At 55.8% G+C, this 25,881-nt stretch carries 23 protein-coding genes; 18 read left to right on the top strand and 5 right to left on the bottom strand.

Translation table 11 applies throughout. The features are described from left to right. Positions 1-1,020 carry an aminopeptidase gene (locus tag AC0IXH_RS23015; protein WP_471721073.1) on the bottom strand — a complete coding sequence of 340 codons (1,020 nt, stop codon included), beginning with the start codon at positions 1,018-1,020 and terminating at the stop codon, positions 1-3. 255 nt (positions 1,021-1,275) lie between these two features. Between AC0IXH_RS23015 and cysG the strand changes: the two genes are divergently transcribed. The 13 genes from cysG to rpoS all read left to right on the top strand — a co-directional run bounded on the left by cysG (position 1,276) and on the right by rpoS (position 12,667). Next, positions 1,276-2,691, top strand: a complete 1,416-nt coding sequence (gene cysG, locus AC0IXH_RS23020; protein ID WP_134822632.1) for a siroheme synthase CysG — start codon at positions 1,276-1,278, stop codon at positions 2,689-2,691. 9 nt (positions 2,692-2,700) lie between these two features. Beyond that, positions 2,701-3,609, top strand: a complete 909-nt coding sequence (gene cysD, locus AC0IXH_RS23025; RefSeq protein WP_013203548.1) for a sulfate adenylyltransferase subunit CysD — start codon at positions 2,701-2,703, stop codon at positions 3,607-3,609. A gap of 9 nt (positions 3,610-3,618) precedes the next feature. Continuing rightward, positions 3,619-5,046: a sulfate adenylyltransferase subunit CysN gene (gene cysN / locus AC0IXH_RS23030; protein ID WP_053143849.1), complete on the top strand. Its 1,428-nt coding sequence runs from the start codon at positions 3,619-3,621 to the stop codon at positions 5,044-5,046. Continuing rightward, on the top strand, positions 5,046-5,654 hold the full coding sequence (cysC, locus tag AC0IXH_RS23035) for an adenylyl-sulfate kinase (protein WP_013203546.1): 609 nt from the start codon (positions 5,046-5,048) through the stop codon (positions 5,652-5,654). The genes cysN and cysC overlap by 1 nt, the downstream gene beginning before the upstream one ends. Positions 5,655-5,858: 204 nt before the next feature. Then, a complete protein-coding gene (locus tag AC0IXH_RS23040; RefSeq protein WP_013203545.1) occupies positions 5,859-6,179 on the top strand; it encodes a DUF3561 family protein in 321 nt (106 codons plus the stop codon). 203 nt (positions 6,180-6,382) lie between these two features. Beyond that, positions 6,383-6,703, top strand: coding sequence for a cell division protein FtsB (gene ftsB, locus AC0IXH_RS23045; protein WP_013203544.1), 321 nt, complete (start codon positions 6,383-6,385; stop codon positions 6,701-6,703). Between the two features lie 9 nt (positions 6,704-6,712). Further along, positions 6,713-7,423, top strand: a complete 711-nt coding sequence (ispD, locus tag AC0IXH_RS23050; protein WP_346595946.1) for a 2-C-methyl-D-erythritol 4-phosphate cytidylyltransferase — start codon at positions 6,713-6,715, stop codon at positions 7,421-7,423. Further along, positions 7,423-7,902, top strand: coding sequence for a 2-C-methyl-D-erythritol 2,4-cyclodiphosphate synthase (ispF, locus tag AC0IXH_RS23055; protein ID WP_013203542.1), 480 nt, complete (start codon positions 7,423-7,425; stop codon positions 7,900-7,902). Before ispD ends, ispF begins: the two co-directional genes overlap by 1 nt. Then, the gene (truD, locus tag AC0IXH_RS23060) at positions 7,902-8,948 is read left to right on the top strand and encodes a tRNA pseudouridine(13) synthase TruD (protein WP_471721074.1); all 1,047 of its coding nucleotides are present in this window, start codon (positions 7,902-7,904) and stop codon (positions 8,946-8,948) included. Before ispF ends, truD begins: the two co-directional genes overlap by 1 nt. Beyond that, a complete protein-coding gene (gene surE / locus AC0IXH_RS23065; protein ID WP_013203540.1) occupies positions 8,929-9,690 on the top strand; it encodes a 5'/3'-nucleotidase SurE in 762 nt (253 codons plus the stop codon). The genes truD and surE overlap by 20 nt, the downstream gene beginning before the upstream one ends. Further along, positions 9,684-10,310: a protein-L-isoaspartate(D-aspartate) O-methyltransferase gene (locus AC0IXH_RS23070; RefSeq protein ID WP_013203539.1), complete on the top strand. Its 627-nt coding sequence runs from the start codon at positions 9,684-9,686 to the stop codon at positions 10,308-10,310. The genes surE and AC0IXH_RS23070 overlap by 7 nt, the downstream gene beginning before the upstream one ends. A 143-nt stretch (positions 10,311-10,453) precedes the next feature. After that, entirely contained in the window at positions 10,454-11,620 is a 1,167-nt protein-coding gene (gene nlpD, locus AC0IXH_RS23075; RefSeq protein ID WP_013203538.1) for a murein hydrolase activator NlpD, read from the top strand. 54 nt (positions 11,621-11,674) lie between these two features. Beyond that, complete coding sequence (gene rpoS / locus AC0IXH_RS23080; RefSeq protein WP_013203537.1) at positions 11,675-12,667, top strand: RNA polymerase sigma factor RpoS; 993 nt, start codon at positions 11,675-11,677, stop codon at positions 12,665-12,667. A 69-nt stretch (positions 12,668-12,736) separates the two neighbouring features. Here rpoS and biuH read toward each other — a convergent pair whose 3' ends face one another. The 4 genes from biuH to mutS form a co-directional block, all read right to left on the bottom strand. After that, positions 12,737-13,423: a biuret amidohydrolase gene (biuH, locus tag AC0IXH_RS23085; RefSeq protein WP_471721075.1), complete on the bottom strand. Its 687-nt coding sequence runs from the start codon at positions 13,421-13,423 to the stop codon at positions 12,737-12,739. 17 nt (positions 13,424-13,440) lie between these two features. Further along, positions 13,441-14,742 (bottom strand): purine-cytosine permease family protein, encoded by a 1,302-nt coding sequence (locus AC0IXH_RS23090; protein ID WP_013203535.1) that lies wholly within the window; start codon positions 14,740-14,742, stop codon positions 13,441-13,443. A 37-nt stretch (positions 14,743-14,779) separates the two neighbouring features. Then, complete coding sequence (locus tag AC0IXH_RS23095; protein WP_471721076.1) at positions 14,780-16,222, bottom strand: amidase; 1,443 nt, start codon at positions 16,220-16,222, stop codon at positions 14,780-14,782. A 328-nt stretch (positions 16,223-16,550) separates the two neighbouring features. Next, positions 16,551-19,112, bottom strand: a complete 2,562-nt coding sequence (gene mutS, locus AC0IXH_RS23100; RefSeq protein ID WP_471721175.1) for a DNA mismatch repair protein MutS — start codon at positions 19,110-19,112, stop codon at positions 16,551-16,553. Between the two features lie 1,108 nt (positions 19,113-20,220). On the opposite strand from mutS, the gene AC0IXH_RS23105 reads away from it, so the two are divergent. The 5 genes from AC0IXH_RS23105 to AC0IXH_RS23125 all read left to right on the top strand — a co-directional run bounded on the left by AC0IXH_RS23105 (position 20,221) and on the right by AC0IXH_RS23125 (position 25,790). Beyond that, on the top strand, positions 20,221-20,640 hold the full coding sequence (locus AC0IXH_RS23105) for a DUF4354 family protein (RefSeq protein WP_134822626.1): 420 nt from the start codon (positions 20,221-20,223) through the stop codon (positions 20,638-20,640). A gap of 211 nt (positions 20,641-20,851) precedes the next feature. After that, the gene (locus AC0IXH_RS23110; RefSeq protein WP_471721077.1) at positions 20,852-21,403 is read left to right on the top strand and encodes a fimbrial protein; all 552 of its coding nucleotides are present in this window, start codon (positions 20,852-20,854) and stop codon (positions 21,401-21,403) included. Positions 21,404-21,464: 61 nt separating this feature from the next. Then, positions 21,465-22,154 carry a fimbrial biogenesis chaperone gene (locus AC0IXH_RS23115; protein WP_013203529.1) on the top strand — a complete coding sequence of 230 codons (690 nt, stop codon included), beginning with the start codon at positions 21,465-21,467 and terminating at the stop codon, positions 22,152-22,154. Positions 22,155-22,310: 156 nt separating this feature from the next. Next, the gene (locus tag AC0IXH_RS23120; RefSeq protein WP_346567041.1) at positions 22,311-24,770 is read left to right on the top strand and encodes a fimbria/pilus outer membrane usher protein; all 2,460 of its coding nucleotides are present in this window, start codon (positions 22,311-22,313) and stop codon (positions 24,768-24,770) included. Next, entirely contained in the window at positions 24,771-25,790 is a 1,020-nt protein-coding gene (locus AC0IXH_RS23125) for a fimbrial protein (RefSeq protein ID WP_471721078.1), read from the top strand. The last annotated feature ends 91 nt before the right edge of the window (positions 25,791-25,881 follow it).

Consider the following 25,881-nt stretch of genomic DNA (forward strand, 5'->3'; position numbering starts at 1 on the left):
TCAGGTTTTGGGGTTCGCCAGCTCGGTGACCAGCGGCAGCAGGATCTTAACGGTGCTTCGGGTGCGTTGCGTTATGCGTCCAGGCAGCCAGCGATCCAGATAAGCCAGATTATCCAGCGAAGCCTGATGGCGCGTGGTGCCCGCTGGGAAGTGGCGGCTGATGGCACGCTGCTGCTGGCCATCTTTATTACCCAGCTCCCAGTTGGTGGCGCGCACGTTTAATAAAGGAATGCCGGCTTTATCGAACAGATCGTCGGTCGGCTGGTTCTTCACGGCTTTGCCATTGCTGGCCACCGCCAGTCCGTGCTGGCGGGCAATGGCCAGCGCGCGGTCGCGGGTTTGTCGGGCGACGGCTTCCGGCGTATGGCTGCCGCTATCAAAGTAAAGTTTATCGCCGACAATCAGGCTGTCCAGGTTGATCACCAGCAGCGTGTTCTTCTTCTCTTCCGGCTTCAGGCGGGCGAGGTAATCCGCTTCGCCCTGATGGCCGTTCTCTTCACCGCTTAATGCCACGAAGCGCAGGCTGTAGTGCAGCGGTACCTTGCTCAGACGCTGCGCCAGCTCCAGCATTACGCCAAGACCCGAGGCATTATCGTCTGCACCCTGTAACGTCAGGCCGCCGAGGTTGTGCTGGCGATCGCTGTCGCTGACCGGCATAAAGGTGTCGGCTTGGGTGACGATCACAATCTGCTGCGGCACCTTGCCTTCGCGGGCGGCAATCACCGTGGTGGCGGTGACTTTATGCGGCGTAATCTGCCCATTTTGTAAGCGATAGCGATAGCTGGCGGTGAAGTCGCGTTTGTTGCTTTCATAGCCCATGCTGCTGAACTGATGTTGCAGATAATCTGCGGTCAGCATCTCGGCGGGACTGCCGGCCATGCGGCCAGGGAAGTAGGTGGCAATGTGACGCAGTTGCTGTTCAGCAAAATGGCCCTCTGGCTGGCTGGCGGCCTGCAGAGGAAAAATTGCACCGCAACTGAGCAACACGGCAAGCGCGCGCAGGCGGAGTCGGGAAAACATGCGGGATCCTTAGTCGTCATCCTGTGACGATCTTGCGAAATATTTTTACCCGCTTAGTATGAAAGTGTGACGGCGATTGCACAATTTCAATCTCTCTGAAAACCCCTAAATATCATCCCTTAAGCACATTTTGTCGGATGCTATGCCAGATCGTTATTCCATTCGGTAACTACTCATTCCAATTAGTAATTTCATAAGCCTTAAGCCAGGGCCGTATAGTCACGCTAACTTTGTGTAATTACAGAAAAGGCTGACGTGGACTATCTTCCGATTTTTGCTGACATCCGAAACAAACCGGTGCTGATTGTAGGCGGCGGTGACGTGGCTGCGCGCAAGATTGATTTGCTGCGTCGCGCGGGTGCCCGGGTGCAAATCGCCGCTCGCACGCTGTGTGAGGAGCTGACCGCGCTGGAAAACAGTGGCGAGGTCAGCTGGATAGCCAAAGAGTATCAGAACGCGCTGCTGGACGGCGCCTATCTGGTGATCGCTGCCACTGACGACGGCGAACTGAATGCCCGCGTCTATCACGATGCCACCGAGCGTCAGATGCTGGCCAACGTGGTGGACGATCAGCCGAAGTGCTCATTTATTTTCCCCTCTATTGTCGACCGCTCCCCGCTGGTGGTGGCGATCTCGTCGAGCGGCACGGCACCGGTGCTGGCGCGGTTACTGCGTGAGAAGCTGGAAGCCCTGCTGCCTGCCAACCTTGGTCAGATGGCGGAGCTTGCCGGTCAGTGGCGGACGAAAGTGAAGCAGCGGCTCGGAAAAATGTCCGAGCGTCGTCGCTACTGGGAAGCGGCCTTTAACGGCCTGTTTGCCAGCCAGGTGGCCTCCGGCAATATCGAGGGCGCGAAGCGCACGCTGGACCAACAGCTTGACGATCCCGATGCCGGCGAAGGCGAAATCATTCTGGTCGGTGCCGGTCCGGGCGATCCGGGTTTGCTGACCCTGCGCGGCTTGCAGGTGATGCAGCAGGCTGACGTGGTGCTGTATGACCATCTGGTCAGCGATGAAATTCTCGATCTGGTGCGCCGTGACGCCGACCGTATCTGCGTGGGCAAGCGTGCCAATGCGCACAGCATTCCGCAGGAAGAGACCAACCGCATGCTGGTGTCGCTGGCGAAACAGGGCAAGCGCGTGGTGCGCCTCAAAGGCGGTGACCCGTTTATCTTTGGCCGCGGCGGCGAAGAGCTGCAGGCGGCGGTTGAAGCCGGCATTCCTTTCCAGGTTGTGCCTGGCGTGACCGCTGCGGCGGGTGCGACCGCCTATGCCGGCATCCCGCTGACTCACCGCGACTACGCGCAGAGCGCCACCTTTATTACCGGTCATTGCCGCGCCGATGGCGAAGGGCTGGACTGGGCATCCCTTGCGGTCTCGCGTCAGACCCTGGCAATTTATATGGGCACCATGAAGGCGGGGGAAATCTCCTCGCAGCTGATTGCCCATGGCCGTGACGCACAGACGCCGGTGGCCGTGATCGGCCGCGGGACGCGTCAGGATCAGCAGGTGCTGACCGGCACGCTGGAAGAATTAGAAGCATTAGCGCAACGCGCACCGACGCCGGCATTACTGGTGGTAGGCGAAGTGGTTCACCTGCATCAGCAACTGGCATGGTTTCAACATTCAGCGCAGCAGGCCGGACGTGAGTCCGCCGTTGTGAATTTGGCTTGAGGAAAGGTTATGGATCAAAAACGACTGACTCACCTGCGTCAACTGGAAGCGGAAAGTATTCATATTATCCGTGAAGTGGCAGCAGAGTTTGGCAACCCGGTGATGATGTACTCCATCGGCAAGGACTCCTCTGTGATGCTGCACCTGGCGCGCAAGGCATTCTATCCGGGCACGCTGCCGTTCCCGTTACTGCACGTGGATACCGGCTGGAAATTCCGTGAAATGTACGAGTTCCGCGACCGCACGGTGAAAAACATCGGTGCCGAGCTGCTGGTGCACAAAAACCCGGAAGGCGTGGCGATGGGCATCAATCCCTTCGTTCACGGCAGTGCCAAGCACACCGACATCATGAAGACCGAAGGCCTGAAGCAGGCGCTGAACAAGTACGGCTTTGATGCCGCGTTCGGTGGTGCCCGTCGTGATGAAGAAAAATCCCGTGCGAAAGAGCGTATCTACTCGTTCCGCGACCGTTTCCACCGCTGGGACCCGAAAAATCAGCGTCCTGAGCTGTGGCACAACTACAACGGCCAGATCAATAAAGGCGAAAGCATCCGCGTCTTCCCGCTCTCCAACTGGACCGAGCTGGATATCTGGCAGTACATCTTCCTGGAAAACATCGACATCGTGCCATTGTACCTGGCCGCACCGCGTCCGGTGCTGGAGCGCGATGGCATGTTAATGATGATCGATGACGACCGTATCGATCTGCAACCTGGCGAAGTGATTGAGCAGCGCATGGTCCGTTTCCGTACCCTCGGCTGCTGGCCGCTGACCGGCGCGGTGGAATCCGAGGCGCAAACGCTGCCGGAGATCATTGAAGAGATGCTGGTTTCCACCACCAGTGAACGTCAGGGCCGCATGATCGACCGCGACCAGTCCGGCTCGATGGAGCTGAAAAAACGCCAGGGTTATTTCTAAGGAGCCGAGATGAATACCGTCATTGCACAACAAATTGCCGACCAGGGCGGCGTTGAAGCCTGGCTGCACGCCCAGCAACATAAAAGCCTGCTGCGTTTTCTGACCTGCGGCAGCGTCGACGATGGCAAGAGCACGCTGATTGGTCGCCTGCTCCATGACACCCGTCAGATTTATGAAGATCAGCTCTCTTCACTGCATAACGACAGCAAGCGTCACGGCACCCAGGGCGAGAAACTGGATCTGGCGCTGCTGGTGGATGGCCTGCAGGCCGAGCGCGAGCAGGGCATCACCATTGATGTCGCCTACCGCTATTTCTCCACCGAGAAGCGTAAGTTCATCATTGCCGACACGCCGGGACACGAGCAATACACCCGCAACATGGCCACCGGCGCATCCACCTGCGACCTGGCGATCCTGCTGATCGATGCGCGTAAAGGCGTGCTGGATCAGACGCGTCGTCACAGCTTTATCTCCACGCTGCTGGGCATCAAGCACCTGATCGTGGCGATCAACAAAATGGATCTGGTCGACTACAGCGAAGCGACCTTCGAGCAGATCAAACAGGATTACCTCGACTTTGCCGGCCAGCTGCCCGCCGATCTCGATATCCGCTTTGTGCCGTTGTCGGCGCTGGAAGGCGAGAACGTGGCCTCCCCAAGCGAAGCGATGAGCTGGTACACCGGCCCAACGCTGCTGGACGTGCTGGAAACTGTCGAGGTGCAGCGCGTGGTTGAGCAGCAGCCGATGCGTTTCCCGGTGCAGTACGTTAACCGTCCTAACCTGGATTTCCGCGGTTACGCCGGCACGCTGGCATCCGGCACCGTAACCGTCGGACAGCGCGTCAAGGTGTTGCCATCGGGCGTTGAATCGTCGATTGCCCGCATCGTGACCTTTGACGGCGATCTGCAGGAAGCGCAGGCCGGTGAAGCGATCACTCTGGTGCTGAAAGACGAAATCGATATCAGCCGCGGTGATTTGCTGGTGGCGGCCGATGCCACGCTGAAGCCAGTGCAGGCCGCGTCGGTTGACGTGGTATGGATGGCGGAACAGCCGCTGGTGCCAGGCCAGAGCTTTGACATTAAAATCGCCGGCAAGAAAACTCGCGCCCGTGTTGAGAAGATTGAACATCAGGTTGAGATCAACAGCCTGGCGAAACATGATGCGGAAAGCCTGCCGCTGAACGGTATCGGTCTGGTCGATCTGACCTTTGATGAGCCGATGGTGCTGGATCAGTATCAGCAGAACCCGGTGACCGGTGGCATGATCATTATCGATCGCCTGAGCAACGTCACCGTCGGCGCCGGGATGATCCGTCAGCCGCTGGAAGACGTGGTGCAGAATCCGGGCAACTTTAGCGCTTTCGAGCTGGAGCTGAACGAACTGGTTCGCCGTCACTTCCCACACTGGGGCGCACGCGATCTGTTGGGCGGCAAATAATGGCCGCAGAACACGATGAAAACGTCATCTGGCATTCGCACTTTGTCACGCGTGAAGATCGTGAGCAGCAGCATGGCCATCAGGGCGTGCTGTTGTGGTTTACCGGCCTTTCGGGGTCGGGTAAATCCACGGTGGCCGGTGCAGTGGAGCAAGCGCTGCAACAGGTGGGTGTCAGCACCTACCTGCTTGACGGCGACAATGTTCGTCACGGTTTGTGCCGCGATCTGGGCTTCAGTGATGATGACCGCAAAGAGAACATCCGTCGGGTCGGTGAAGTGGCCAAACTGATGGTCGATGCCGGATTGGTGGTGCTCAGCGCGTTTATCTCTCCGCATCGTGAAGAACGTCAGATGGTGCGGGAGTTGCTGGGAGAAGGGCGCTTTATCGAGGTGTTCGTTGATACGCCGCTGGCGATCTGCGAAGCCCGCGATCCGAAAGGGCTCTACAAGAAAGCCCGTGCCGGAGAGTTGCGTAACTTCACCGGTATCGATGGCGTGTACGAAGCGCCTGAACAGGCGGAAATCCATCTCGACGGTGAACAGGCCGTTGCCCATCTGCTGACGCAAACGCTGGATGTCCTCCGCCAGCGTGGTGTGATTGCCGGTTAATATTGCCCTCAAAAATAGCCACAGAAGCGCGCTGGAAAGACCCGAGCGCTTCTTACTGCTGCGTAGGAAAAACCGCGAACAATTGGTAACAATATTGCGGGTTCAAGTGTTAGATCTCCCGCGTTGTCGCGATATCATCACCCCCTGAGATAGCCCCGGCAAAACGCCTCAGAGCGTGCTGTATTTCGCGTCAACAGGATACTTATGCATAACGTTACGCCCATGCTCGCCCGCAAAGACGATCGGGATCAGGAAGACCCTTCCTGGTCATTTCCCGGTGGTGTGGTTGGCTTTGCCTCATACTGGCTCGCGCTGGCGATCCCCTTTGTGATGTATGGGGCAAACACGCTGTTTTTCTTTCTTTATACCTGGCCGTTTTTCCTGGCGCTGCTGCCGGTTTCGGTGTTGGTCGGCATTGTCGCCAACGTGCTGCTGCGGGGCCAGTTGATTTGGACCATTTTGCTGACCGCTGTGGTGGTGGTCTGTCTGTTCTGGCTGCTTTTTACGCTACTGACCGGATGGTAGCCGGTCTCTTTGTTGGATCTTTCGCCAGCCCGGCTGGCAGGATTTGATGTCAGAATTCCCACTGCGGTTACAAAACTTTGCTCGCAAAACCTGATTTCAGGGCGGGGAACGCTCACCGATCCACCAATCGACGGTTAAATCACTGTGAAAGTGGAGTCGGATGTAAAGTTATGGGATGATTGAGCCGTTTTCAGGGGGCGGGGATGGGAAAACTTACTCTGCTGTTACTTGTGCTACTGGGCTGGTTACAATATTCGCTCTGGTTAGGCAAGAACGGCATACATGATTTTACGCGTGTTAAAGACGATGTTGCGGTGCAACAAGGCGGCAACGCGAAGCTAAAAGCGCGAAACGATCAGTTGTTTGCAGAAATCGACGACCTTAACGGCGGTTCTGAAGCAATTGAGGAACGCGCACGTAACGAGCTGGGGATGATTAAACCCGGTGAGACTTTCTATCGCCTTGTGCCGGATCAAAATAAACGAAACGCGCAGCAGGGTGCTTCTAACAGTCAGCAACGATAACTCATGAACATCGCAGGGTCCTTTCCGGACATCATCGCTGTGGTTCCCGCTGCCGGGATCGGCAGCCGGATGCAGGCAGAGTGCCCCAAACAATACCTTTCAATCGGTGGCAAAACGCTGCTGGAACATGCGCTTAACAGCTTGCTGGCGCATCCAGCCATCAGCCGTATTATTGTCGCCATCAGTCCTGATGACCCCTTCTTTCCTGCGCTGCCAATGGCCAGCGATCCGCGTATCACGGTGGTGAACGGCGGCAAAGAGCGTGCGGATTCCGTGCTGGCAGGCCTGCAGGCGGCGTCTGCCTCGCGCTGGGTGTTGGTTCATGACGCTGCGCGTCCCTGTCTGCATCTTGATGACCTCACGCGGTTACTGGCGATCACCGCGACCAGTCGCGTGGGCGGCATTCTTGCGGCCCCGGTGCGTGACACCATGAAGCGGGCCGAAGCGGGGAAACAGGCGATAGCGCATACTGTCGATCGCGAAGCCTTATGGCATGCGCTGACGCCGCAGCTGTTCCCGCTGGAACTGCTGCGCACCTGTCTTGAACGGGCGTTAAGGGAAGGGGCGACGATCACCGACGAGGCATCGGCGCTGGAGTATTGTGGCTATCATCCTGAACTGGTGATCGGCCGCAGCGACAACATTAAGGTAACGCGGCCGGAAGATTTGGCGCTGGCGGCGTTTTACCTGACTCAATCACAGAATAAGGAGAGCGCATAATGCGTATCGGCCACGGTTTTGATGTTCACGCATTTGGCGGCGAAGGCCCGCTGATTATTGGCGGCGTGCGAATTCCTTATGAAAAAGGGTTACTGGCACATTCCGACGGTGACGTGGCGCTGCATGCGCTGACCGATGCGTTGCTGGGTGCCGCCGCGCTGGGCGATATTGGCAAGCTGTTCCCGGACACGGACGCCGCCTATAAAGGCGCGGACAGCCGCGAACTGCTGCGTGAAGCCTGGCGTCAGATCCAGAAAAAAGGCTACCGCTTAGGCAACGTTGACGTCACGATCATCGCACAGGCGCCGAAAATGCTGCCTCATGTGCCGCAGATGCGCATCAACATCGCGGAAGATCTGGGTATCCATATGGATGACGTTAACGTCAAAGCCACCACCACCGAGAAGCTGGGCTTTACCGGTCGTGGCGAAGGCATTGCCTGTGAAGCGGTTGCGCTGATCTTTAAGGCGGACGCGTAATGGTCGATGAGCTGAGCTGGCTGCACGGCAAGCCCACGGCCACCGGCGTGCTGAAAGCCAACCCGGAAGATTTTATCGTCATCGAAGACCTCGGCTATGGCCCGGACGGCGATGGCGAGCAGGTGCTGGTGCGCATTCGCAAAACCGGCTGTAACACCCGATTTGTCGCGGAAGCGCTGGCGAAGTTTGCCGGTATTCATCCGCGTGACGTCAGCTTTGCCGGCATGAAAGATCGCCATGCGGTCACCGAGCAGTGGATTTGCCTGCGCATTCCCGGCAAAGAGACGCCAGATTTTTCTGCTTTTCAGCTGCCAGGCTGTGAGGTACTGGAAAGTGCCCGCCATCGACGTAAACTGCGTACGGGGGCGCTGCAGGGCAATGCCTTTACCCTTATTTTGCGTCAGATTTCCGATCGTGATGCGGTTGAGCAGCGCTTGCAGCAGATTGCCGCCGCCGGTGTGCCAAACTATTTTGGCGTGCAGCGCTTTGGCCATGATGGCAATAACCTGCTGATGGCGCGCCGCTGGGCAGCCAACGAGATCCGGGTGAAGGAGCGTAACAAGCGCAGCTTCCTGTTTTCTGCCGCCCGCAGCGCGATGTTCAACCAGGTGGCGAGCGACCGGTTAGCGCAGCAGGGCTCGCTGACCACCGTGATGGCCGGCGATGCGCTCCAGCTGACCGGACGGGGCAGCTGGTTCGTGGCGGAAGAGGCGGAACTGGAAACGTTGCAGGCGCGCGTCGATAACGACGAACTGCGCGTGACCGCACCGCTTCCCGGCAGCGGCGCCTGGGGAACCTTGCTCGATGCGCTGGACTTTGAGCAACGAAGCCTGGCGACTGAGACAGAATTGATTACACTGCTTGAGCGTGAGAAAGTCGATGCGGCGCGTCGTGCGGTGCTGGTGAAACCGCGCGATCTGCGCTGGGACTGGCAGGATGACGTGACCGTTGAGCTGACTTTCTGGCTGCCTGCGGGCAGTTTTGCCACCACGCTGGTGCGTGAAGTTCTTCTACAAGAAGGTGATGATGCGAATATTGCTGAGTAACGATGACGGTATTCATGCGCCTGGCATTCAGACGCTGGCTGCGGCCTTGCGTGAGTTTGCTGAGGTGCAGCTGGTGGCGCCTGACCGCAACCGCAGCGGCGCCTCCAATTCGCTGTCACTGGAAACGCCGTTACGCACCTTCACCTATCCCAACGGCGATATCGCGGTGCAAATGGGCACGCCAACAGACTGCGTCTATCTGGGTGTGAACTCGCTGATGCAGCCGAAGCCGGATATCGTGGTGTCCGGCATCAACGCCGGCCCGAACCTCGGGGATGATGTGATTTATTCCGGGACGGTAGCGGCGGCGATGGAAGGGCGTCATCTTGGACTGCCTGCGCTGGCGGTGTCGCTGGATGGGCATAAGCATTACGACACGGCAGCGGCGGTAACCTGTTCTATACTGCGTGCGTTGCTGCGCGAACCGTTACGCACCGGTCGCATTCTGAACATCAACGTGCCGGATGTGCCGTTGTCAGAAATCAAGGGCATTCGCGTCACCCGTTGTGGTAGCCGCCATCCCAGCGATCAGGTTATCCCGCAGCAGGATCCGCGCGGCAATATGATGTACTGGATTGGGCCGCCGGGACAAAAGCTGGATGCAGGCCCGGATACCGATTTTGCCGCAGTTGACCAGGGCTATGTGTCCGTCACCGCGCTGCACGTCGATTTAACCGCGCATGCCGCGCAGGATGTGGTGGCGTCGTGGTTGTCCAGCGTTGAGGTCAGTCGCGAATGGTGAGTCGCCGCATTGATACGCTACTGGCGCAGTTGCGCCAGCAGGGCATTGACGATGAACGGTTGCTGAAAGCGATTGAAGATGTACCGCGTGAGCGTTTTGTGGACGAGGCGTTTGAGCACAAGGCGTGGGAGAATATGGCGTTGCCGATTGGCTCCGGCCAGACCATTTCCCAGCCGTATATGGTGGCGAAAATGACCGCGCTGCTGGAGCTGACGCCAGAATCACGCGTGTTAGAAATTGGTACCGGATCGGGTTATCAGACTGCGATCCTGGCACACCTGGTCGAACACGTTTACTCCGTCGAGCGGATTAAGGGCTTGCAGTGGCAGGCCAAGCGACGGTTAAAACAGCTTGATTTACATAATGTTTCTACCCGGCACGGCGACGGCTGGCAGGGCTGGCCGTCTCGCGGGCCGTTTGATGCCATCATCGTCACCGCCGCGCCGCCAGAAATTCCTGTCGAGCTAATGTCGCAGTTGGACGAAGGCGGGATCCTGGTGTTGCCGGTGGGTGAAGAGCATCAGGAACTGAAGCGCATCCGCCGTAAGGGCGGTGAGTTTATCGTCGATATCGTTGAGCCAGTGCGTTTTGTGCCGCTGGTAAAAGGCGACTTAGCCTGACGGATCGTTAGCAATTGCACACATCTGTAAATGGCACCGGGTCTGTGATGTTGTTACTATCTGCTTAATTTCACTCTTTATTACTGTATGCGGGCCAGGTGCGTCGCGGCAGTAGTCACAGTTTTGCCTTCAGGGGGATATAAATGAGCACGGGAAGCCCAATGTTTAAGTTGCGCCGGATTGCGGCCGTTTCACTTGTTGGTTTTTGGTTAGCTGGCTGTTCCAGCGATAACTCCACACAAGCCCCTATCAGTTCTGTCGGCAGTGGCGGCGGCTCTGGCGGTATGTTGAGCGGTGGCTCCAACGCCAGCAGCGGCAGCGGTAACAGCAACAGCGGAGTGCTCAGCAACGCCAATAGCGGCAATGGCGGCTACACCGCGCCACCGGCCTCTATTTCGGCCAACTCCTCCAATGTGGTGAGCGCGCCACAGAACATTTCCAGCAGCAATGCTGCACCACAAGAGAACGTGGTGACCGAGAACGGCCATATTGTCTACAACCGTTCTTATGGGAATATTCCTAAAGGTAGCTACGGCGGACAGACCTATACGGTGAAAAGGGGCGATACGCTGTTCTATATTGCCTGGATCACCGGCAATGATTTCCGTGATTTAGCCCAACGAAATAACGTTGCCGCGCCTTATGCGCTCAATGTGGGCCAGCAGTTGCAGGTTAGTAACGGCTCCGGTGGAACCTTAACCGGTGGTAATGCGGTGACCGCGGCGGATGCCTCTGCGGGCGGTGTCGCTGTCCAGCCTTCTGCGCCACAAAACCAGGGCGGGGCTGTTGCACACCAGCCTGTTATTACGTATTCTGAGGATTCAGGTAAACCAAGTGAAGGCAAAATGTTGCCATCATCCGGCACAACTACTGTTGCAACGACAACAGCGCCGGTTACCGCTCCGACCGTCAGTAGCACAACCAACAGCAGCACCCCTGTGGGAAGCTGGCGTTGGCCGACCGACGGTAAGATCATCGATAACTTCTCTGCTTCCGAAGGAGGCAATAAAGGTATTGATATCGCGGGCTCGCGAGGACAACCCGTCATTTCAACCGCCTCAGGGCGCGTTGTGTATGCCGGTAACGCCCTTCGCGGTTACGGTAACTTGATTATCATCAAACATAATGATGACTACCTGAGTGCATACGCCCATAACGACACTATGCTGGTCCGTGAACAACAAGAAGTTAAAGCGGGTCAAAAGATCGCCACCATGGGTAGTACCGGCACGAGTTCGGTCAGATTGCATTTTGAAATTCGTTACAAGGGGAAATCCGTAAACCCGCTGCGTTATTTACCGCAGCGATAGTCCGGCAGAACACCAACTGGTGCTTTGCTTTGGGATCACGGGTAGGAGCCGAAAATGAGCCAGAATACGCTGAAAGTTAAAGATCTAAATGAAGATGCGGAATTCGACGAAAACGGAGCTGAGGTTTTTGATGAGAAGGCTCTCGTCGGAAATGAACCTGCTGATAACGAAATAGCTGAAGATGAGCTGTTGTCACAAGGTGCTACGCAACGAGTATTGGACGCGACGCAGCTCTATCTGGGAGAGATTGGTTATTCTCCTCTGCTAACGGCTGAAGAAGAAGTTTTCTTCGCTCGTCGCGCATTACGTGGTGATGTTCCGTCTCGTCGCCGCATGATCGAAAGCAACCTGCGTTTGGTAGTGAAGATTGCCCGCCGTTACAGCAATCGTGGTCTGGCTTTGCTGGATCTGATTGAAGAAGGTAACCTGGGGTTAATCCGCGCGGTAGAGAAATTTGACCCTGAAAGAGGGTTCCGCTTCTCTACTTACGCTACCTGGTGGATTCGCCAGACGATTGAACGGGCTATCATGAACCAAACCCGTACCATTCGTTTGCCTATTCATATCGTTAAAGAGCTGAACGTCTATCTCCGCACCGCGCGTGAACTGACCCACAAGTTAGATCATGAGCCGAGTGCAGAAGAAATCGCCGAACAGCTTGATAAACCCGTTGAAGATGTCAGCCGTATGCTGCGCCTCAACGAACGCATTACGTCAGTCGACACGCCACTAGGCGGTGATTCTGAGAAAGCGCTGCTGGATATCCTGGCCGACGAGAAAGACAACGGTCCGGAAGATACCACCCAGGACGATGACATGAAGCAGAGCATCGTCAAATGGCTGTTCGAACTGAACGCCAAGCAGCGTGAAGTGTTAGCGCGTCGTTTCGGCCTGTTAGGTTATGAAGCGGCCACGTTAGAAGATGTGGGTCGCGAAATTGGTCTGACCCGTGAACGTGTCCGTCAGATTCAGGTTGAAGGTCTGCGTCGTCTGCGTGAAATTCTGCAGGCTCAGGGTCTGAGTATCGAAGCCCTGTTCCGCGAATAATCGTGGACACTTACCGATGTTAATGCGAAAAGCGGTGGCGAAAGCCACCGCTTTTTTATTGCCTGTCGTTTACTGACTTAACGCCTTCAGCACCTCGCGGGAATTGGCAACTGCCCCGAACACGCCTCCCTGCATTTTCAGCATTTCAAGCGCCGCCGCATGATTTGCCGGATCGGTTGCGGCACAGCAATCGGCAACCAGTAAGCATTCAAACCCGCGATCGTTCGCTTCACGCATCGTAGTATGTACGCAAACATCGGTGGTGATGCCGGTGAGCAGCAGATTTCTGATCCCGCGCGTATGCAGGATCAGCTCGAGATCGGTGGCGTAAAACGATCCTTTCCCCGGCTTGTCGATCACCACTTCCCCCGCAGCCGGCTGCAGTTCGGGAATGATTTCCCAGCCGGGTTCACCGCGCACCAGTATTTTCCCGCACGGGCCAGGATCGCCGATCCCGGCGCCTTTTTGCCGCGATCGCCAGCGCTTATTGGCCGGCAGATCGGCCAGATCGGGCCGGTGTCCCTCGCGGGTATGAATGATGGTAAAGCCCTGCGCCCGCATCACCGCCAGCAGCGCGCTGATGGGTTTTATCGGCGCGCGGGTTAAGCCAATGTCGTAACCCATCTTATCGACATATCCGCCTTCCCCGCAGAAGTCCGTCTGCATATCAATAATCACTAATGCGGTGTCTTGCGGCGAAAGCTGGCCGTCATACGGCCAGTGATAAGGTGCGGCCTGAATATAAAAATCCTGCATGCTGACTCTCCCCAGGCTTATGCCGTGGCCCATTTTTTCGCCGAGCGTGACTGCACGATGCCGTAAGCCACGCCGCCGGCAACCATACCAATCAGGGCTTCCCCGGCATCCGGGAACCAGACGTGCGCGATGCTGGCGCAGACGGTGCCGAACGCCCAGCAGGCAAACGCGCTGGTGCGGTAAGTTGTTTCCGGGCGCGAACTGGCGATATGGCCCATAAACAGCAGGTCGACAATCATCACCGCGCCAATCGGCGGTACGGCGACACCCAACAGGCTCAGCCAGTTCAGGAAATAGCTCCACACGCCAATCACCGCCAGCAGTCCGCCAATCACACCGAGGATCACCGTCCACAGACGCATTTTGCTTTTAAACAGATGGCCATAACCGACCGCGCCGTTGTACAGGCAGTGGGTGCAGACCGAACCGAGATTGATAAAGACGAACAGCAGCGCCAGCATGTCCAGCACCGGATTGTGACCGGTAAGCAGATGCAGGAAATCGCCGCCGTTTTGTGCCGGATTGATGCCCGCACCGGCAGACACAATCACCACGCCCGAAAGCAGCGAAACAACGTTAGCCAGCGGGAACGCGGAGAAGGTGGCGACCACCGCCGATTTGCCGTTCTTTGACCAGCGGGTGAAGTCGGCGGTCATGGTGCCCGAATCCGCAAACCCGGCGATCACCATGGTCATCGCAATGCCCATACTGATGCCGCTGGCGGAGCCTTTATAGCTGCTGATCTGGCTGATGTCGGTATGCTGGCCAACAAAGTACAGCGCCACCAGACCGAGGATGACAAACATCGGCGCAGCAATCATACCGATCACCGACAGCGCACGCACGCCGAGGAAGGTGACGCCGGTATACAGCACCGTCGCCAGCACAATCACCCACGAGGTATTCCAGCCAAAGGTAGCGTTGACGATGGTGCCGGTCAGTCCGGTCTGGAAGGCGTACCAGCCAATCACCACGGTCGACAGAAACGCCGAGGTAATGATGTAGCCACGGCTGCCGAAGGTCTTGCGCGCCTGCATGGCAAAGTTCAGTCCGGTATTGCCCGCCAGATAGCTGAGCGCGCCGACATAGGCGAACAGCACCAGGTTGCCGGCCAGAATGGCGATAATTGAATGCCAGAAGCCGAGGTTGTACGCCATGATCCCGCCAAAAACAGCATTGGTCAGGATCATCGGGAAACCAAACCACACCGCAGAAACCGAACGGGTGGTATGGCGATGGGAAAGCGGTACGGCCGCGTTTTCAAACTCCTGCTCTAATCCTGACGTGCTCTCATGCGACTGCGATGATTTCTGGCTCATAGTGGTGTGATCCCCGGTAAATAGCAGTAGGCGTTAATCAGCGGGTCAGCATCGGCGGTAACCGATGTTGCCAGCCGCAAACTTTTTCAAATGCCGCACTGGCACGCAGCACCAGCGCATCGTCAAGGTGACGACCAACAATCTGTAAACCGACCGGCAACCCGTCGGCGGTAAAGCCAGCCGGCACAGAGGCGGCCGGTTGTCCGGTAAGGTTAATCGGAAAGACAAAGGCCAGCCATTCGGCAGGCGTCACGCTACGGCCATCTATCATCGCCGGGCTTTCGATATCGATTGGGAAGGGCGGTGTTGCCAGCGTCGGGGTCAGCAACAAATCGTAGCCCTGCATAAAGCGCCACATTTTGTTGACCACCTCTTTGCGCTTCATATTGGCATCGGTGAACATCTCGGCGGTCCAGTCGGTGTTCAGCATCGCCACCAGATGGGGTGACATGCGATCGCCATAGCTTTCCATCAGTTTGCGCATGCCGGTCAGATCGGTTTCCTGAGCGACCAGCGCAGCGAAGGTCTCTTTCGGATCGCTGAAGCCTGGATGGGCCTCGACCACAATGCAGCCCATCTCCCGCTCGAAGACCCTGACCGCTTTGGCCACCACCTCGCGGACCTGTTGGTCGACCGTGGCATAGCCCCAGTCAGCGCTGAAGGCAATGCGTAGCCCTTTCAGGCTGCCCTTGGGGGCGTTGAGCCAGTCAATGTCGCTGGTGGGGATCGAGTGGCGGTCGCGGGGATCGGGTCCGGCGATCACCGAAAGCATTAACGCGGCATCCGCCACGGTGCGGGTCATCGGGCCGATATGCTCCAGCGATTCCCAGCTGGAGAGTCCGGGATAGCGTTCATCGCGGCAGCCGGGATACAGCGGCACGCGGCCCATCGACGCTTTCATGCCAAACAGGCCGCTGTGGGCGGCGGGAATGCGCACGGAACCGCCGCCATCGCTCCCCAGCGCCAGCGGGCACATTCTTGCCGCCAGCGCCGCAGCCGAACCGGCACTGGAGCCGCCAGGGGTTAAGTCGGTATTCCACGGATTGCGGGTGGTCGGAAACACTGGGTTGTGGCCGGTGCCGCTGTAGCCAAACTCCGGCGCGTTGGTTTTGCCGAGGATGATGGCGCCGGCCGCCTTCAGGCGTTCAACGGTGATGTCGTCTTCATCGGGGATAAAGTTTTCGTAGATCCAGGAGCCGGACACCGTTTTGATCCCGGCGGTGCTGATCAGATCTTTAATCGCCACCGGCACGCCAGCCAATGGGCCGACCTTTTCGCCGCGCAGGATCTTCTGTTCGATCGCTTTGGCCTGCGCCATCGCCAGATCGGGCGTTGGCGTACAAAAGGCATGCAGCTCGGGCTCGAGAAGATCCATTCGAGCCAGCGAGGCGGTCACCACCTCAACCGGAGAAAGCGACTTGTAGCGGATGTGTGCCGCCAGCGTGATGGCGTCAAGATTCAAGATATCCTGTTGGTTCAACGGTGTCCCCTGTGCCCCTGAAGAGCTGATGATTGCTAGCTGGAGGATAGCAATGCATATTGCAGGCCAGATTTGTGATGGCACTAAAAATAAGCGTAAGACGCGGGTCTAACATCTTGTATACAGGCCGGTATTCGTGAGGGTTTGATGGGCGGGAGGTTGGCGTTATTAACGCTGAGGCGCTCCAGTACAGAAGCAGAATCACTGCGGGAGTGCAGCCAGGCCGTAAAGTGGTGCAAAAAAAACGGCAGGCATCATGCCCACCATTTAGTTGTGCGTTTGAGACGGCTGCGGCCCGTGATGACCGTATGCCGTTCAGCAACGACGCTTAGAGCATCGTTTTCAGGCGATAGATCCAGTCCAGCGCCTGACGCGGCGTAAGGGAATCCGCATCCAGTGCTTCAAGCGCTTCCACCGCGGGAGAGGTTTCCTCAACCAGTAATGGCAACTGCGGGCCATCGGCTTTGCTGCTGGCCGCGCTGCCGGACAGGGTTTCCAGCTCTTTCAGTTTCTGTCGGGCACGCTTGATCACCTCTTTCGGCACGCCCGCCAGCGCGGCAACGGCCAGGCCATAACTTTTGCTCGCGGCACCTTCCTGCACGCTGTGCATAAAGGCAATGGTGTCGCCATGCTCAACGGCATCGAGGTGTACGTTGGCCACGCCCTCCATTTTTTCGGGCAGGGTGGTCAGTTCAAAGTAGTGGGTAGCAAACAGCGTCATCGCCTTGATGCGGTTCGCCAGGCTTTCCGCACAGGCCCAGGCCAGTGACAGGCCATCATAGGTTGAGGTGCCGCGCCCAATCTCATCCATCAGCACCAGGCTGTGTTCGGTCGCATTGTGCAGGATATTGGCGGTTTCGGTCATCTCCACCATAAAGGTCGAACGGCCGGACGCCAGGTCATCCGCAGCACCCACACGGGTAAAGATGCGGTCGATTGGACCAATCACCGCCTGCTCCGCCGGGACATAGCTGCCAATATAGGCCAGCAGCGTGATCAGCGCCGCCTGACGCATATAGGTACTTTTACCGCCCATATTGGGACCGGTGATCACCAGCATGCGGCGCTGCGGAGAGAGCGACAGCGGGTTAGCAATAAACGGCTCTTTCAGCACCTGCTCAACCACCGGATGACGCGCGCCGGTCAGCTTGATGCCGGGCTTGTCGGTCAGGGTTGGGCAGTTGTAATTCAGCGTCCACGCGCGTTCGGCCAGGTTGGACAGCACGTCCAGTTCCGCCAGTGCCGCGGCACTGAGCTGCAAGGCTTCCAGATGTGGCAGCAGCAGGTCGAACAGCTGCTCATACAGGCCTTTTTCCAGCGCCAGCGCCTTGCCTTTCGAGGTCAGAACTTTGTCTTCGTACTCTTTCAGCTCGGGAATGATATAGCGTTCAACGTTTTTCAGCGTCTGACGACGGACATAGTTGATCGGCACCCGATGGCTCTGCCCACGGCTGACCTGAATATAATAGCCATGCACGGCGTTGAAGCCGACCTTCAGCGTATCCAGCCCCAGTTTTTCCCGCTCACGGATTTCCAGCTTATCAAGGTAGTCGGTCGCGCCGTCGGCCAGCGCACGCCATTCATCCAGCTCGGCGTGGTAGCCGGGCGCAATCACGCCACCGTCGCGGATCAGCACCGGAGGTGACTCAATCACCGCCCGTTCCAGCAGATCGCGCAACTCATCAAACTGGCCCATTTGCGTGCGCAGCGTTTGCAGATGCGGCGTAGCGACCTCCGCCAGCAGCGCATCGAGCTGAGGCAGCTGCTGGAAGGCGTGGCGCATCCGGGCCAGATCGCGTGGACGGGCGGTACGCAGTGCCAGACGCGCAAGAATACGCTCCAGGTCGCCGACCTGACGCAGCAGAGGCGAGAGCTCCGCGGTAAAGTCCTGCAGTGCACCAATGCTCTGCTGACGGTTCTCTAAGGTTTTAATCTCCCGCACCGGCATATGCAGCCAGCGTTTCAGCATGCGGCTACCCATCGGCGTGACGGTTTTATCCAGCACCGCCGCCAGGGTGTTTTCAATGCCGCCGGCCAGGTTCTGGGTGATCTCCAGGTTACGGCGCGTTGCCGCATCCATAATGATGCCGTCCTGCTGCCGCTCCATAGTCAGAGAACGGATATGGGGCAGGGAAGTACGCTGGGTATCCTTAACGTATTGCAGCAGGCAGCCCGCCGCGCGCAGCGCATGGTGAGCCTGCTCGACGCCAAAGCCGCTCAGGTCGCGGGTGCCAAACTGCATGTTCAGCTGCTGACGCGCGGTATCGACTTCAAACTCCCACAATGGGCGACGACGCAAGCCACGGCGGTTTTCAATCAGCGACATGGCGGAGAAGTCTTCGGAATAGAGCAGTTCAGCAGGATTGGAGCGGGTCAGCTCGGCGGCCATGGTTTCCAGGTCCGTCGGCTCCGCCAGGCGGAAGCGGCCAGAGCTGATATCCAGCGTGGCGAAGCCGAAGCCGCGTGGGCTCTGCCAGATGGCGGCCAGCAGGTTATCCTGGCGCTCATGCAACAGCGCTTCATCACTGATGGTGCCCGGCGTCACGATGCGCACCACTTTGCGCTCTACGGGGCCTTTGCTCAGCGCCGGATCGCCAATCTGTTCGCAGATGGCCACCGATTCGCCCAGCTGCACCAGCTTCGCCAGGTAGTTCTCCACCGCATGATAAGGTACGCCCGCCATCGGGATCGGTTCACCGGCTGACGCCCCGCGTTTAGTCAGCGAGATTTCCAGCAGCTGCGAGGCGCGCTTCGCATCGTCATAGAACAGTTCGTAGAAATCCCCCATGCGGTAAAACAGCAGGATTTCCGGATGATCGGCCTTCAGACGCAGGTATTGCTGCATCATTGGGGTGTGGCCTGATAAATCCTTGTCAATCGACTCTTTCATAATCATTTTACTCATTTCAATTCTTTCAAGTACTTACGTGGACCTTAACACAGCCTTTACATCCACATAAACTCGTCAATTTGTCGCTCAACTGGTGCATGGAGCCTGGCCGGTCAGTTTGACGAAAAAAACAGAGGTAATCCAGTGAAGAGTACCCTGCTCAGCGGGTTTCTCAGCGAAGGCAAAACGGCTGGCTCTGCTTCAAGTGAATAGCCATCCAATCGACCCGATTTTCCAAACATTCATTATGCAGGGCAAGTCGGCAAACTCCAGCTTCCGACAACGCTCGCAATAAAATAAATGCGAAATATGTCGTGATGGCTTTAACATTACTTGTGCGATATTTATTTTATTTGTTAATAAATTATATCTGCCTTAACAAAACGCCTCAATGCATACCTATATAACGGTGGTTATTTTCCGGAATATTTTTGAAGTATTGAATCTAATAATGTTAAAAGTATTTTAATGTGAGGGTGTGGAATAGGGGAATTTCCTTACTGACCAGTATGATAGGAGACTATAGACGAAATTCAGACTGGCCTGACTCGCTATTAGTTCTTTTTTATTTGGTTAAAGGCCGCTATTGACCGCAGAGAGGGTATTTTATAAAGTATATCTTTCTGGTGTTGGCATTTGTTATGGGTTATTTAAATAAAAACAAGGAAGAAATAATATCGGAAAGCCCGTTTAAAGTTAACCTAATCCTCTCATCGGAGACTCCTGATGCGTAGGGTAAATGCTTAACGCAGGTGTTTATTTTTTCGTGATTATAAGCGTGGTTAAAGCGCTAATCACGACCTTAGATAATCCTGACGCTAAAGAAAAAACCTTATCACAGCTCAAATAACGCAGGTTGAAAAATATTTTCATCAGAGTAATTATTTATGTAAATGCTCGCGATCAACATTCGTGTGTTTTTTATCAATGACTTGTGGTTGGTTAAGAAGTGCGTGAGATTTTCATGAGAGGAATGGGATATTCATGAGTTGTACGTTTTTATCGCACTCTTAAAATGAGTGTCAGCACCTTAACAATGCACGTAAAGATGCTTGATATCATTTTTCTAATTATTTAAGTTAAGCGAAAAACATCACGAGAGTCATAAATGAAAAAAATACTGATGTTGGCATTATTGATGGTGGGGGCTCCGGCATATGCTAATCAGCTGTTCCAGCCAGGCCCAATCTACGCGACGAATAAAGATGTCGGCAGCATGACGGATCATAATAAAGCGCAGTATATGGTTTCATACCGGATCAGTATCTTTAACCCGTTAGACAGTGCCGCGACGTTATCAAAGGGCTGTTTTGTTTTATTCAACCGTGCCGGTAAAGAAATTGTGGCCAGAGGCGTTGAGCTGAATTTACAACAAGAGTTTGCGCCGGGTGAGAGTAAAACGGGGACGGTCTATTTCTTCAGCGACAATGAAGCCATTTATACGCTGCCATTTGTGAAATGGATAGAAAGTAACAGTACCGAGAATGACCCAATGCCTGACGTTGTTTCAGACCTTAATGTTCGATAAATAATATTATTCATCTATCCGTGTGCGTAGTGACGGCGAGATAACACATACTTTCTATAAAGAGTTAATTAACGGAGATTCCCAATGCTTAATTGTATCGGGATGACAGGGAAATCCGTGATCACTTTAACAGGGAGTGTTTTTAATACCTCCCTATTTTGCCGGGAAAGATAATGAAATAAATTTTACATTGATAACATAGGAAATAATCATGAGTAAGCTTTGTACCAAAATCGCTGTAATAGCGGTGTCTTTAGGCCTCTCGGCCAGCGCGCTGGCGTCGGACGGGACAATCAATTTCAAAGGCGTCATTTCTGCTGCGGCCTGTACGGTCAGTAGCATTGCTGGCAGCTCCACCGAGTCGGGAACCGTCAACTTCGGTACCGTCAGTAGCACTTCGTTTGGTAAGGCTGGCAGTACCACCGGCGGCACGCCGTTCAGTATCGAACTGAAAGACTGTGCTGTTGCCTCCTCCCCCTCTATCACCTTTAACGGTGCGGCCGTCGCCACGACGGGCTATACGTCGCTCTTCTCCACTGATATTGCTGGACTGGGGATACGTATCAGCGACGCGGATAATCTTTCGACTGTCTATGCCCCCGGCGTCTCCTCTGAAAATACGGGATTTAACTCACTGAAAACGGGCGTAACCCAGGCTGTCGCTAATTTCAAAGCGTGGCTGGTGGATTATACCGGTAGTTCAGATTACACCGGAACGATTGATACCAATGTGACCTTTGTTATCGATTACGCCAATACCTAATATAAATATTGAGTGGAGGCATAATTAATTATGCTTCCGCTTTATATGGAGTCAATTCCCGATGAAACACACTAAACTTATTCTCGGAATAGCCTTGCTGCTGCCTTTAATTTGCCAGGCTGATGGATTAACGCTTGGTGCAACACGGCTGATTTATGAGGCTGGTAAGAAAGAAGCCAGTGTTCCTTTGCGCAATGGTCCCCGTCAGGCGCCGCAGCTGGTTCAGAACTGGGTCTCTAATTTCGACAGTCGTGATACTAATAATATTCCGTTTATTAATACGCCGCCGCTTTTTAAACTCCCCGCCGGTGGAGAAAGTCCGGTGCGGGTTGTCTATGTCGGATCGCCAACGGCGTTGCCGAAAGACCGTGAAAGCCTGTTTCTGTTAAACATCCGCACAATCCCCGCGGTGGAGAAAAAGCAAAATCCAACGCGCCTGACCATTGCCACCCAGAACATCATCAAACTTATCTACCGGCCGGAAGGATTAACCGCCCGTGGCGCGGCCGCCGCCGGAGAAAAACTGCAGATATCAGCCGGGTCTGGCCGCGTCATCATCAAAAATCCGACCCCTTACGTTGTCACCCTGACTCAGGTCACGGTTAACGGCAGCAAGATTGAAAATCCGGGCACCCTTCGACCTTTATCATCCCTTGAGATCGCGCTGCCGGCCTCTGCGCTGCGGACTTTTTCGTGGAGCACCATCAATGACTGGGGCGGCACAACCCCTTCCCGCACCGTCAATTTCTAAGACAATGTTCTGGAGATAATGATGCGTGGTGATGCTGAGCATTCAGGTCAAGGTTTTGTTGTCAGTCATCTGGCAGCAAATCGGGGAGCGGGACTGTTATTTGTCATCGTCTCGCTAATGGGGTTATCAACGGCCAGGGCGGAGCTTTATTTTAACGTGAACGCACTGAAACTGACGCCTGCGCAAAAAGCCGATACTGACCTTGAAACCCTGTCCCGGCCGGAAATTCAGATGCCAGGTGAATACACGGTGCAGGTTAGCGTTAACCGGGTAGAGCAGGGCGAATACACCCTGAAATTTATCGTCTGCGGAACCCGCTTATGCCCGGAGCTCACGCCGTCATTGTTGCAGAAGTTGGGCGTCAAGGTGGCTGCGTTCCCGGCACTGGTTTCTCTGCCTGCGGAAGCCACGCTCTCCGATCTTGCGGCGGCGATCCCCGATGCCGATACGCTTTTTGATTTTGAACGGCGGGTGCTGGAAATCACTCTGCCGCAGGCCGCGCTAAATCAGTCTGCGCGCGGCGATGTCCCCCCTGAACAGTGGGACGACGGATTGCCGATGTTTTTTGCTTCCTACAGTGCTTCCGGCTCAGAAACCCGCAATCAGTCGGCACTAAGCCAGAACCAAAGTTCTCAGTATCTGAACGTGCGCAGTGGCATCAACCTGGGACCCTGGCGTTTAAGAAACTACAGCACCTACAGCCGTACCAGTAACAACATCAGCCAGTGGAACAGTCTGCAAACGTCGGTGGAGCGTGACATCCGTCCGCTGCGTGCCCGCTTTGTCGCCGGTGAAACGGCTACCCCCGGTCTGGTGATGGACAGCTTCAGCTTCCGGGGGGCCTGGCTGGCCACCCAGGACGAAATGCTGGCGGACAGTCAGCGCGGCTATGCGCCGGAAATCCGCGGGATTGCGCTTTCTCATGCCACGGTTGAAGTGCGCCAGAACGGCAACCTGCTGTATCAGACCTTTGTGCCGCCAGGCGCCTTTGTGATCAACGATCTCTATCCGACATCCTCGTCCGGCGATCTTGAGATTACGGTGAAAGAAGAAGACGGTTCGTTGCGTAGCTACACGCAGTCATTCGCCTCGCCACCGATTTCGGTCCGTCGTGGCATGGTCAAATACTCGGTGACCGCCGGTGAATATGGCACGCGCAATAACAATGCCGAGAGCGCAGTAAATCAGCGTTTTGTGCAGGGCGAAATGCTGTATGGCGTGCTGAACAATACGACGGTGTATGGCGGCGGCCTGGTGGCCGAACATTATCGCGCCGGGACGCTCGGTGTCGGTCAGAGTCTGGGAATGTTTGGGGCGATTTCGCTGGATTTGACCCAGGCAGAAACCACCTTCAGCGACGGATCGTCCAAAACCGGGCAGTCCCTGCAAGCCAAATACAGTAAACGGTTTGACACCACCGGCACCTCCATGACCCTGGCCGGTTATCGCTATGGCACCGACGGATACTATGCATTTGATGAAGCGAGTGAGTATTTTAACAACAGCCGCCTGGCCTCGCGCTACACGCTGAAGAATAAGTCACAGATAACCCTGAATCAGAATGCCGGCGTGGCCGGATCGGTCTCGCTCAGCGCCTATCAATCCGAATACTGGAACCGGGCTAACTCACGTAATCGCTCCATCACCGGCAGCTGGAGTAAAAGTTTTTCCGGCGTCACCGTCAGCCTGAACCAAAGCCAGAGCCGGTTGTGGCGCACAGGTCGCACCGACAACAGCACCTCCGTTAACGTCAGCTTGCCAATCGGCAAATGGTTGTCGCCGACCTCCGACAGCAACATGCGGATGAGCAATAACTGGTCACAGTCAAACCGGGGAACGGGCAGCCTGTCGACCACGCTGTCAGGGACCTCACTTGAAAGCAATAACCTTTCCTGGTCAATGTCCCAGGCCCGCAGCAGTCAATCCGATGGCCGGGTGAAGAACAGTACCGCGCTGTCCGGCAGCCTGCAGGGGAGCAAGGCAACCGCCTCGTTGGGATATGCAAATTATTATGGTGAAAGCGAATCCGTTAACTGGGGAGTACGCGGCTCGGTTGTCGTCCACCCGTACGGCGTCACGCTTTCCCGGGAGTTATCGGAAGGCAGTTCCTGGGCACTGGTGCGGGCACCGGGTGGCAAAGATATCAAAATCAAAAACCGCAGCGGGCTGTCAACGGATTCGCGCGGGTATGCCATCGTCCCGTCACTGACACCCTATCGTGAAAATGAGGTCAGCCTGGACACCTCCACCTTAGAAGATGACGTCGATCTGAAGCAGTCAATCCAGCGTAAAACGCCATCGAGAGAATCGCTGGTGCTGGCTGAATATGAAACCAAAGTTGGGCTGCGGGTGTTCCTGACGCTGACAAGGGATGGACGGCCGCTGCCGCTGGCGAGTGTGGTCCGTGTGGACGACGTCAGCGGGATTACCGATGAAAAAGGGCGCGTTTATCTGGCAGGTGTGCCCGAAACAGCGCAGTTGCAGGTGTCTCTGGCCGGGGGCGAACAGCTCTGTACGGTGCCCTTCTCGGCGAAGGGGCGCAGCAAAAATAACGGCATTATTGTGGCTGACTTGCCGTGTGATGCGACCACCGAACGCGGAATTAACGGAAATTAAATGATGCTAAATAGTCTGAAAATCACACTGTGCCTGATAACGTTGATGGCCGCGCTTTTAACGTGCCAGTCTGCTTCTGCAGAAGACATGAACTGCACATCCGATACCGATGTCCATGTTCTTAATCTTGGCGATGTTGCGGTAGCGGAAAATTCGAGGGCCGGCGATATCCTGCATGTTGATACCAAAAACGTGAACGTCACCTGCAAATCATCGGGTAACTTTCAGCAGGTGTCTGAGGTCAGCCATACCGCCTGGAGCAGTTCAGGCATGACGGTCTCGGTAGACGGCCTAACCTGTCCGGTGATTGATGAGGGGACCGCCATATCGGATTCCGGCCTCGGTATCGTCTGGACAAATTTCAATTCCGCTTCCGGTACATGGTCCTGTATGACTACAGCCTTTACCGGCACATCGGTTCGTCGGGGGCTTTTATCCAATGGTTCAACCACCCTGACCGACAAAATATATATTGTCAGAACGAATAAGGATCTTAAATACGGTGAAACCAACGCACTCTCGCAAACGGCTTATATTGATGAAGCCAATGCCGATCGCGTTTCTCGCGGCCATCTGTACAGTTTTACCTTTTCAGGCGTCATGACGGTTTCGGCGGGTGGCTGCACGGTAAGCAGCGTAACCGACGTCGAGATGGGGACATTGTCATCAGCCAGCTTTACCCGTGCAGGCAGCACCGGTCCTAAGGTGCCATTTTCCGTGAGCCTCACCGAGTGTAAGGGCGCAGCAACCCAGGCCCACTTTGACTTCACGCCGATCTATGGCTTTGCTAATCAAGACCGGGGCGTGATAGCGCTGAGTAACGATGAAAATTCAGCAACCGGCGTCGGCATTCAACTGTTGATGAACGGCAAGGAAATCGCCGGCTTCAATGATAATGTCGCCACCATCGCCGAGGGGGATAACCTGGTGAATTTCGAAGCGAAGTACTACCAGACGGCCGAAACCGTCACGCCTGGCAGCGCCGATTCGATGGTGATATTTAATGTTTATTATAATTGATTCGCTCTGAATCTGACGCTGCGGGCGCAGGCAAAGGAACAGGGTTGGTTTAATAATATTGGTTTTTACGGCGTTTATTGCCGTGTATTGA

Source organism: Erwinia sp. AC075, assembly GCF_979253995.1.

Coding starts and splice junctions, on each gene's coding strand:
- AC0IXH_RS23015 (WP_471721073.1), bottom strand. CDS start 1,020: ATGTTTTCCCGACTCCGCCTGCGCGCGCTTGCCGTGTTGCTCAGTTGC.
- cysD (WP_013203548.1), top strand. CDS start 2,701: ATGGATCAAAAACGACTGACTCACCTGCGTCAACTGGAAGCGGAAAGT.
- cysN (WP_053143849.1), top strand. CDS start 3,619: ATGAATACCGTCATTGCACAACAAATTGCCGACCAGGGCGGCGTTGAA.
- cysC (WP_013203546.1), top strand. CDS start 5,046: ATGGCCGCAGAACACGATGAAAACGTCATCTGGCATTCGCACTTTGTC.
- AC0IXH_RS23040 (WP_013203545.1), top strand. CDS start 5,859: ATGCATAACGTTACGCCCATGCTCGCCCGCAAAGACGATCGGGATCAG.
- ftsB (WP_013203544.1), top strand. CDS start 6,383: ATGGGAAAACTTACTCTGCTGTTACTTGTGCTACTGGGCTGGTTACAA.
- ispF (WP_013203542.1), top strand. CDS start 7,423: ATGCGTATCGGCCACGGTTTTGATGTTCACGCATTTGGCGGCGAAGGC.
- truD (WP_471721074.1), top strand. CDS start 7,902: ATGGTCGATGAGCTGAGCTGGCTGCACGGCAAGCCCACGGCCACCGGC.
- surE (WP_013203540.1), top strand. CDS start 8,929: ATGCGAATATTGCTGAGTAACGATGACGGTATTCATGCGCCTGGCATT.
- AC0IXH_RS23070 (WP_013203539.1), top strand. CDS start 9,684: ATGGTGAGTCGCCGCATTGATACGCTACTGGCGCAGTTGCGCCAGCAG.
- nlpD (WP_013203538.1), top strand. CDS start 10,454: ATGAGCACGGGAAGCCCAATGTTTAAGTTGCGCCGGATTGCGGCCGTT.
- rpoS (WP_013203537.1), top strand. CDS start 11,675: ATGAGCCAGAATACGCTGAAAGTTAAAGATCTAAATGAAGATGCGGAA.
- biuH (WP_471721075.1), bottom strand. CDS start 13,423: ATGCAGGATTTTTATATTCAGGCCGCACCTTATCACTGGCCGTATGAC.
- AC0IXH_RS23090 (WP_013203535.1), bottom strand. CDS start 14,742: ATGAGCCAGAAATCATCGCAGTCGCATGAGAGCACGTCAGGATTAGAG.
- mutS (WP_471721175.1), bottom strand. CDS start 19,112: ATGAAAGAGTCGATTGACAAGGATTTATCAGGCCACACCCCAATGATG.
- AC0IXH_RS23105 (WP_134822626.1), top strand. CDS start 20,221: ATGAAAAAAATACTGATGTTGGCATTATTGATGGTGGGGGCTCCGGCA.
- AC0IXH_RS23110 (WP_471721077.1), top strand. CDS start 20,852: ATGAGTAAGCTTTGTACCAAAATCGCTGTAATAGCGGTGTCTTTAGGC.
- AC0IXH_RS23115 (WP_013203529.1), top strand. CDS start 21,465: ATGAAACACACTAAACTTATTCTCGGAATAGCCTTGCTGCTGCCTTTA.
- AC0IXH_RS23125 (WP_471721078.1), top strand. CDS start 24,771: ATGATGCTAAATAGTCTGAAAATCACACTGTGCCTGATAACGTTGATG.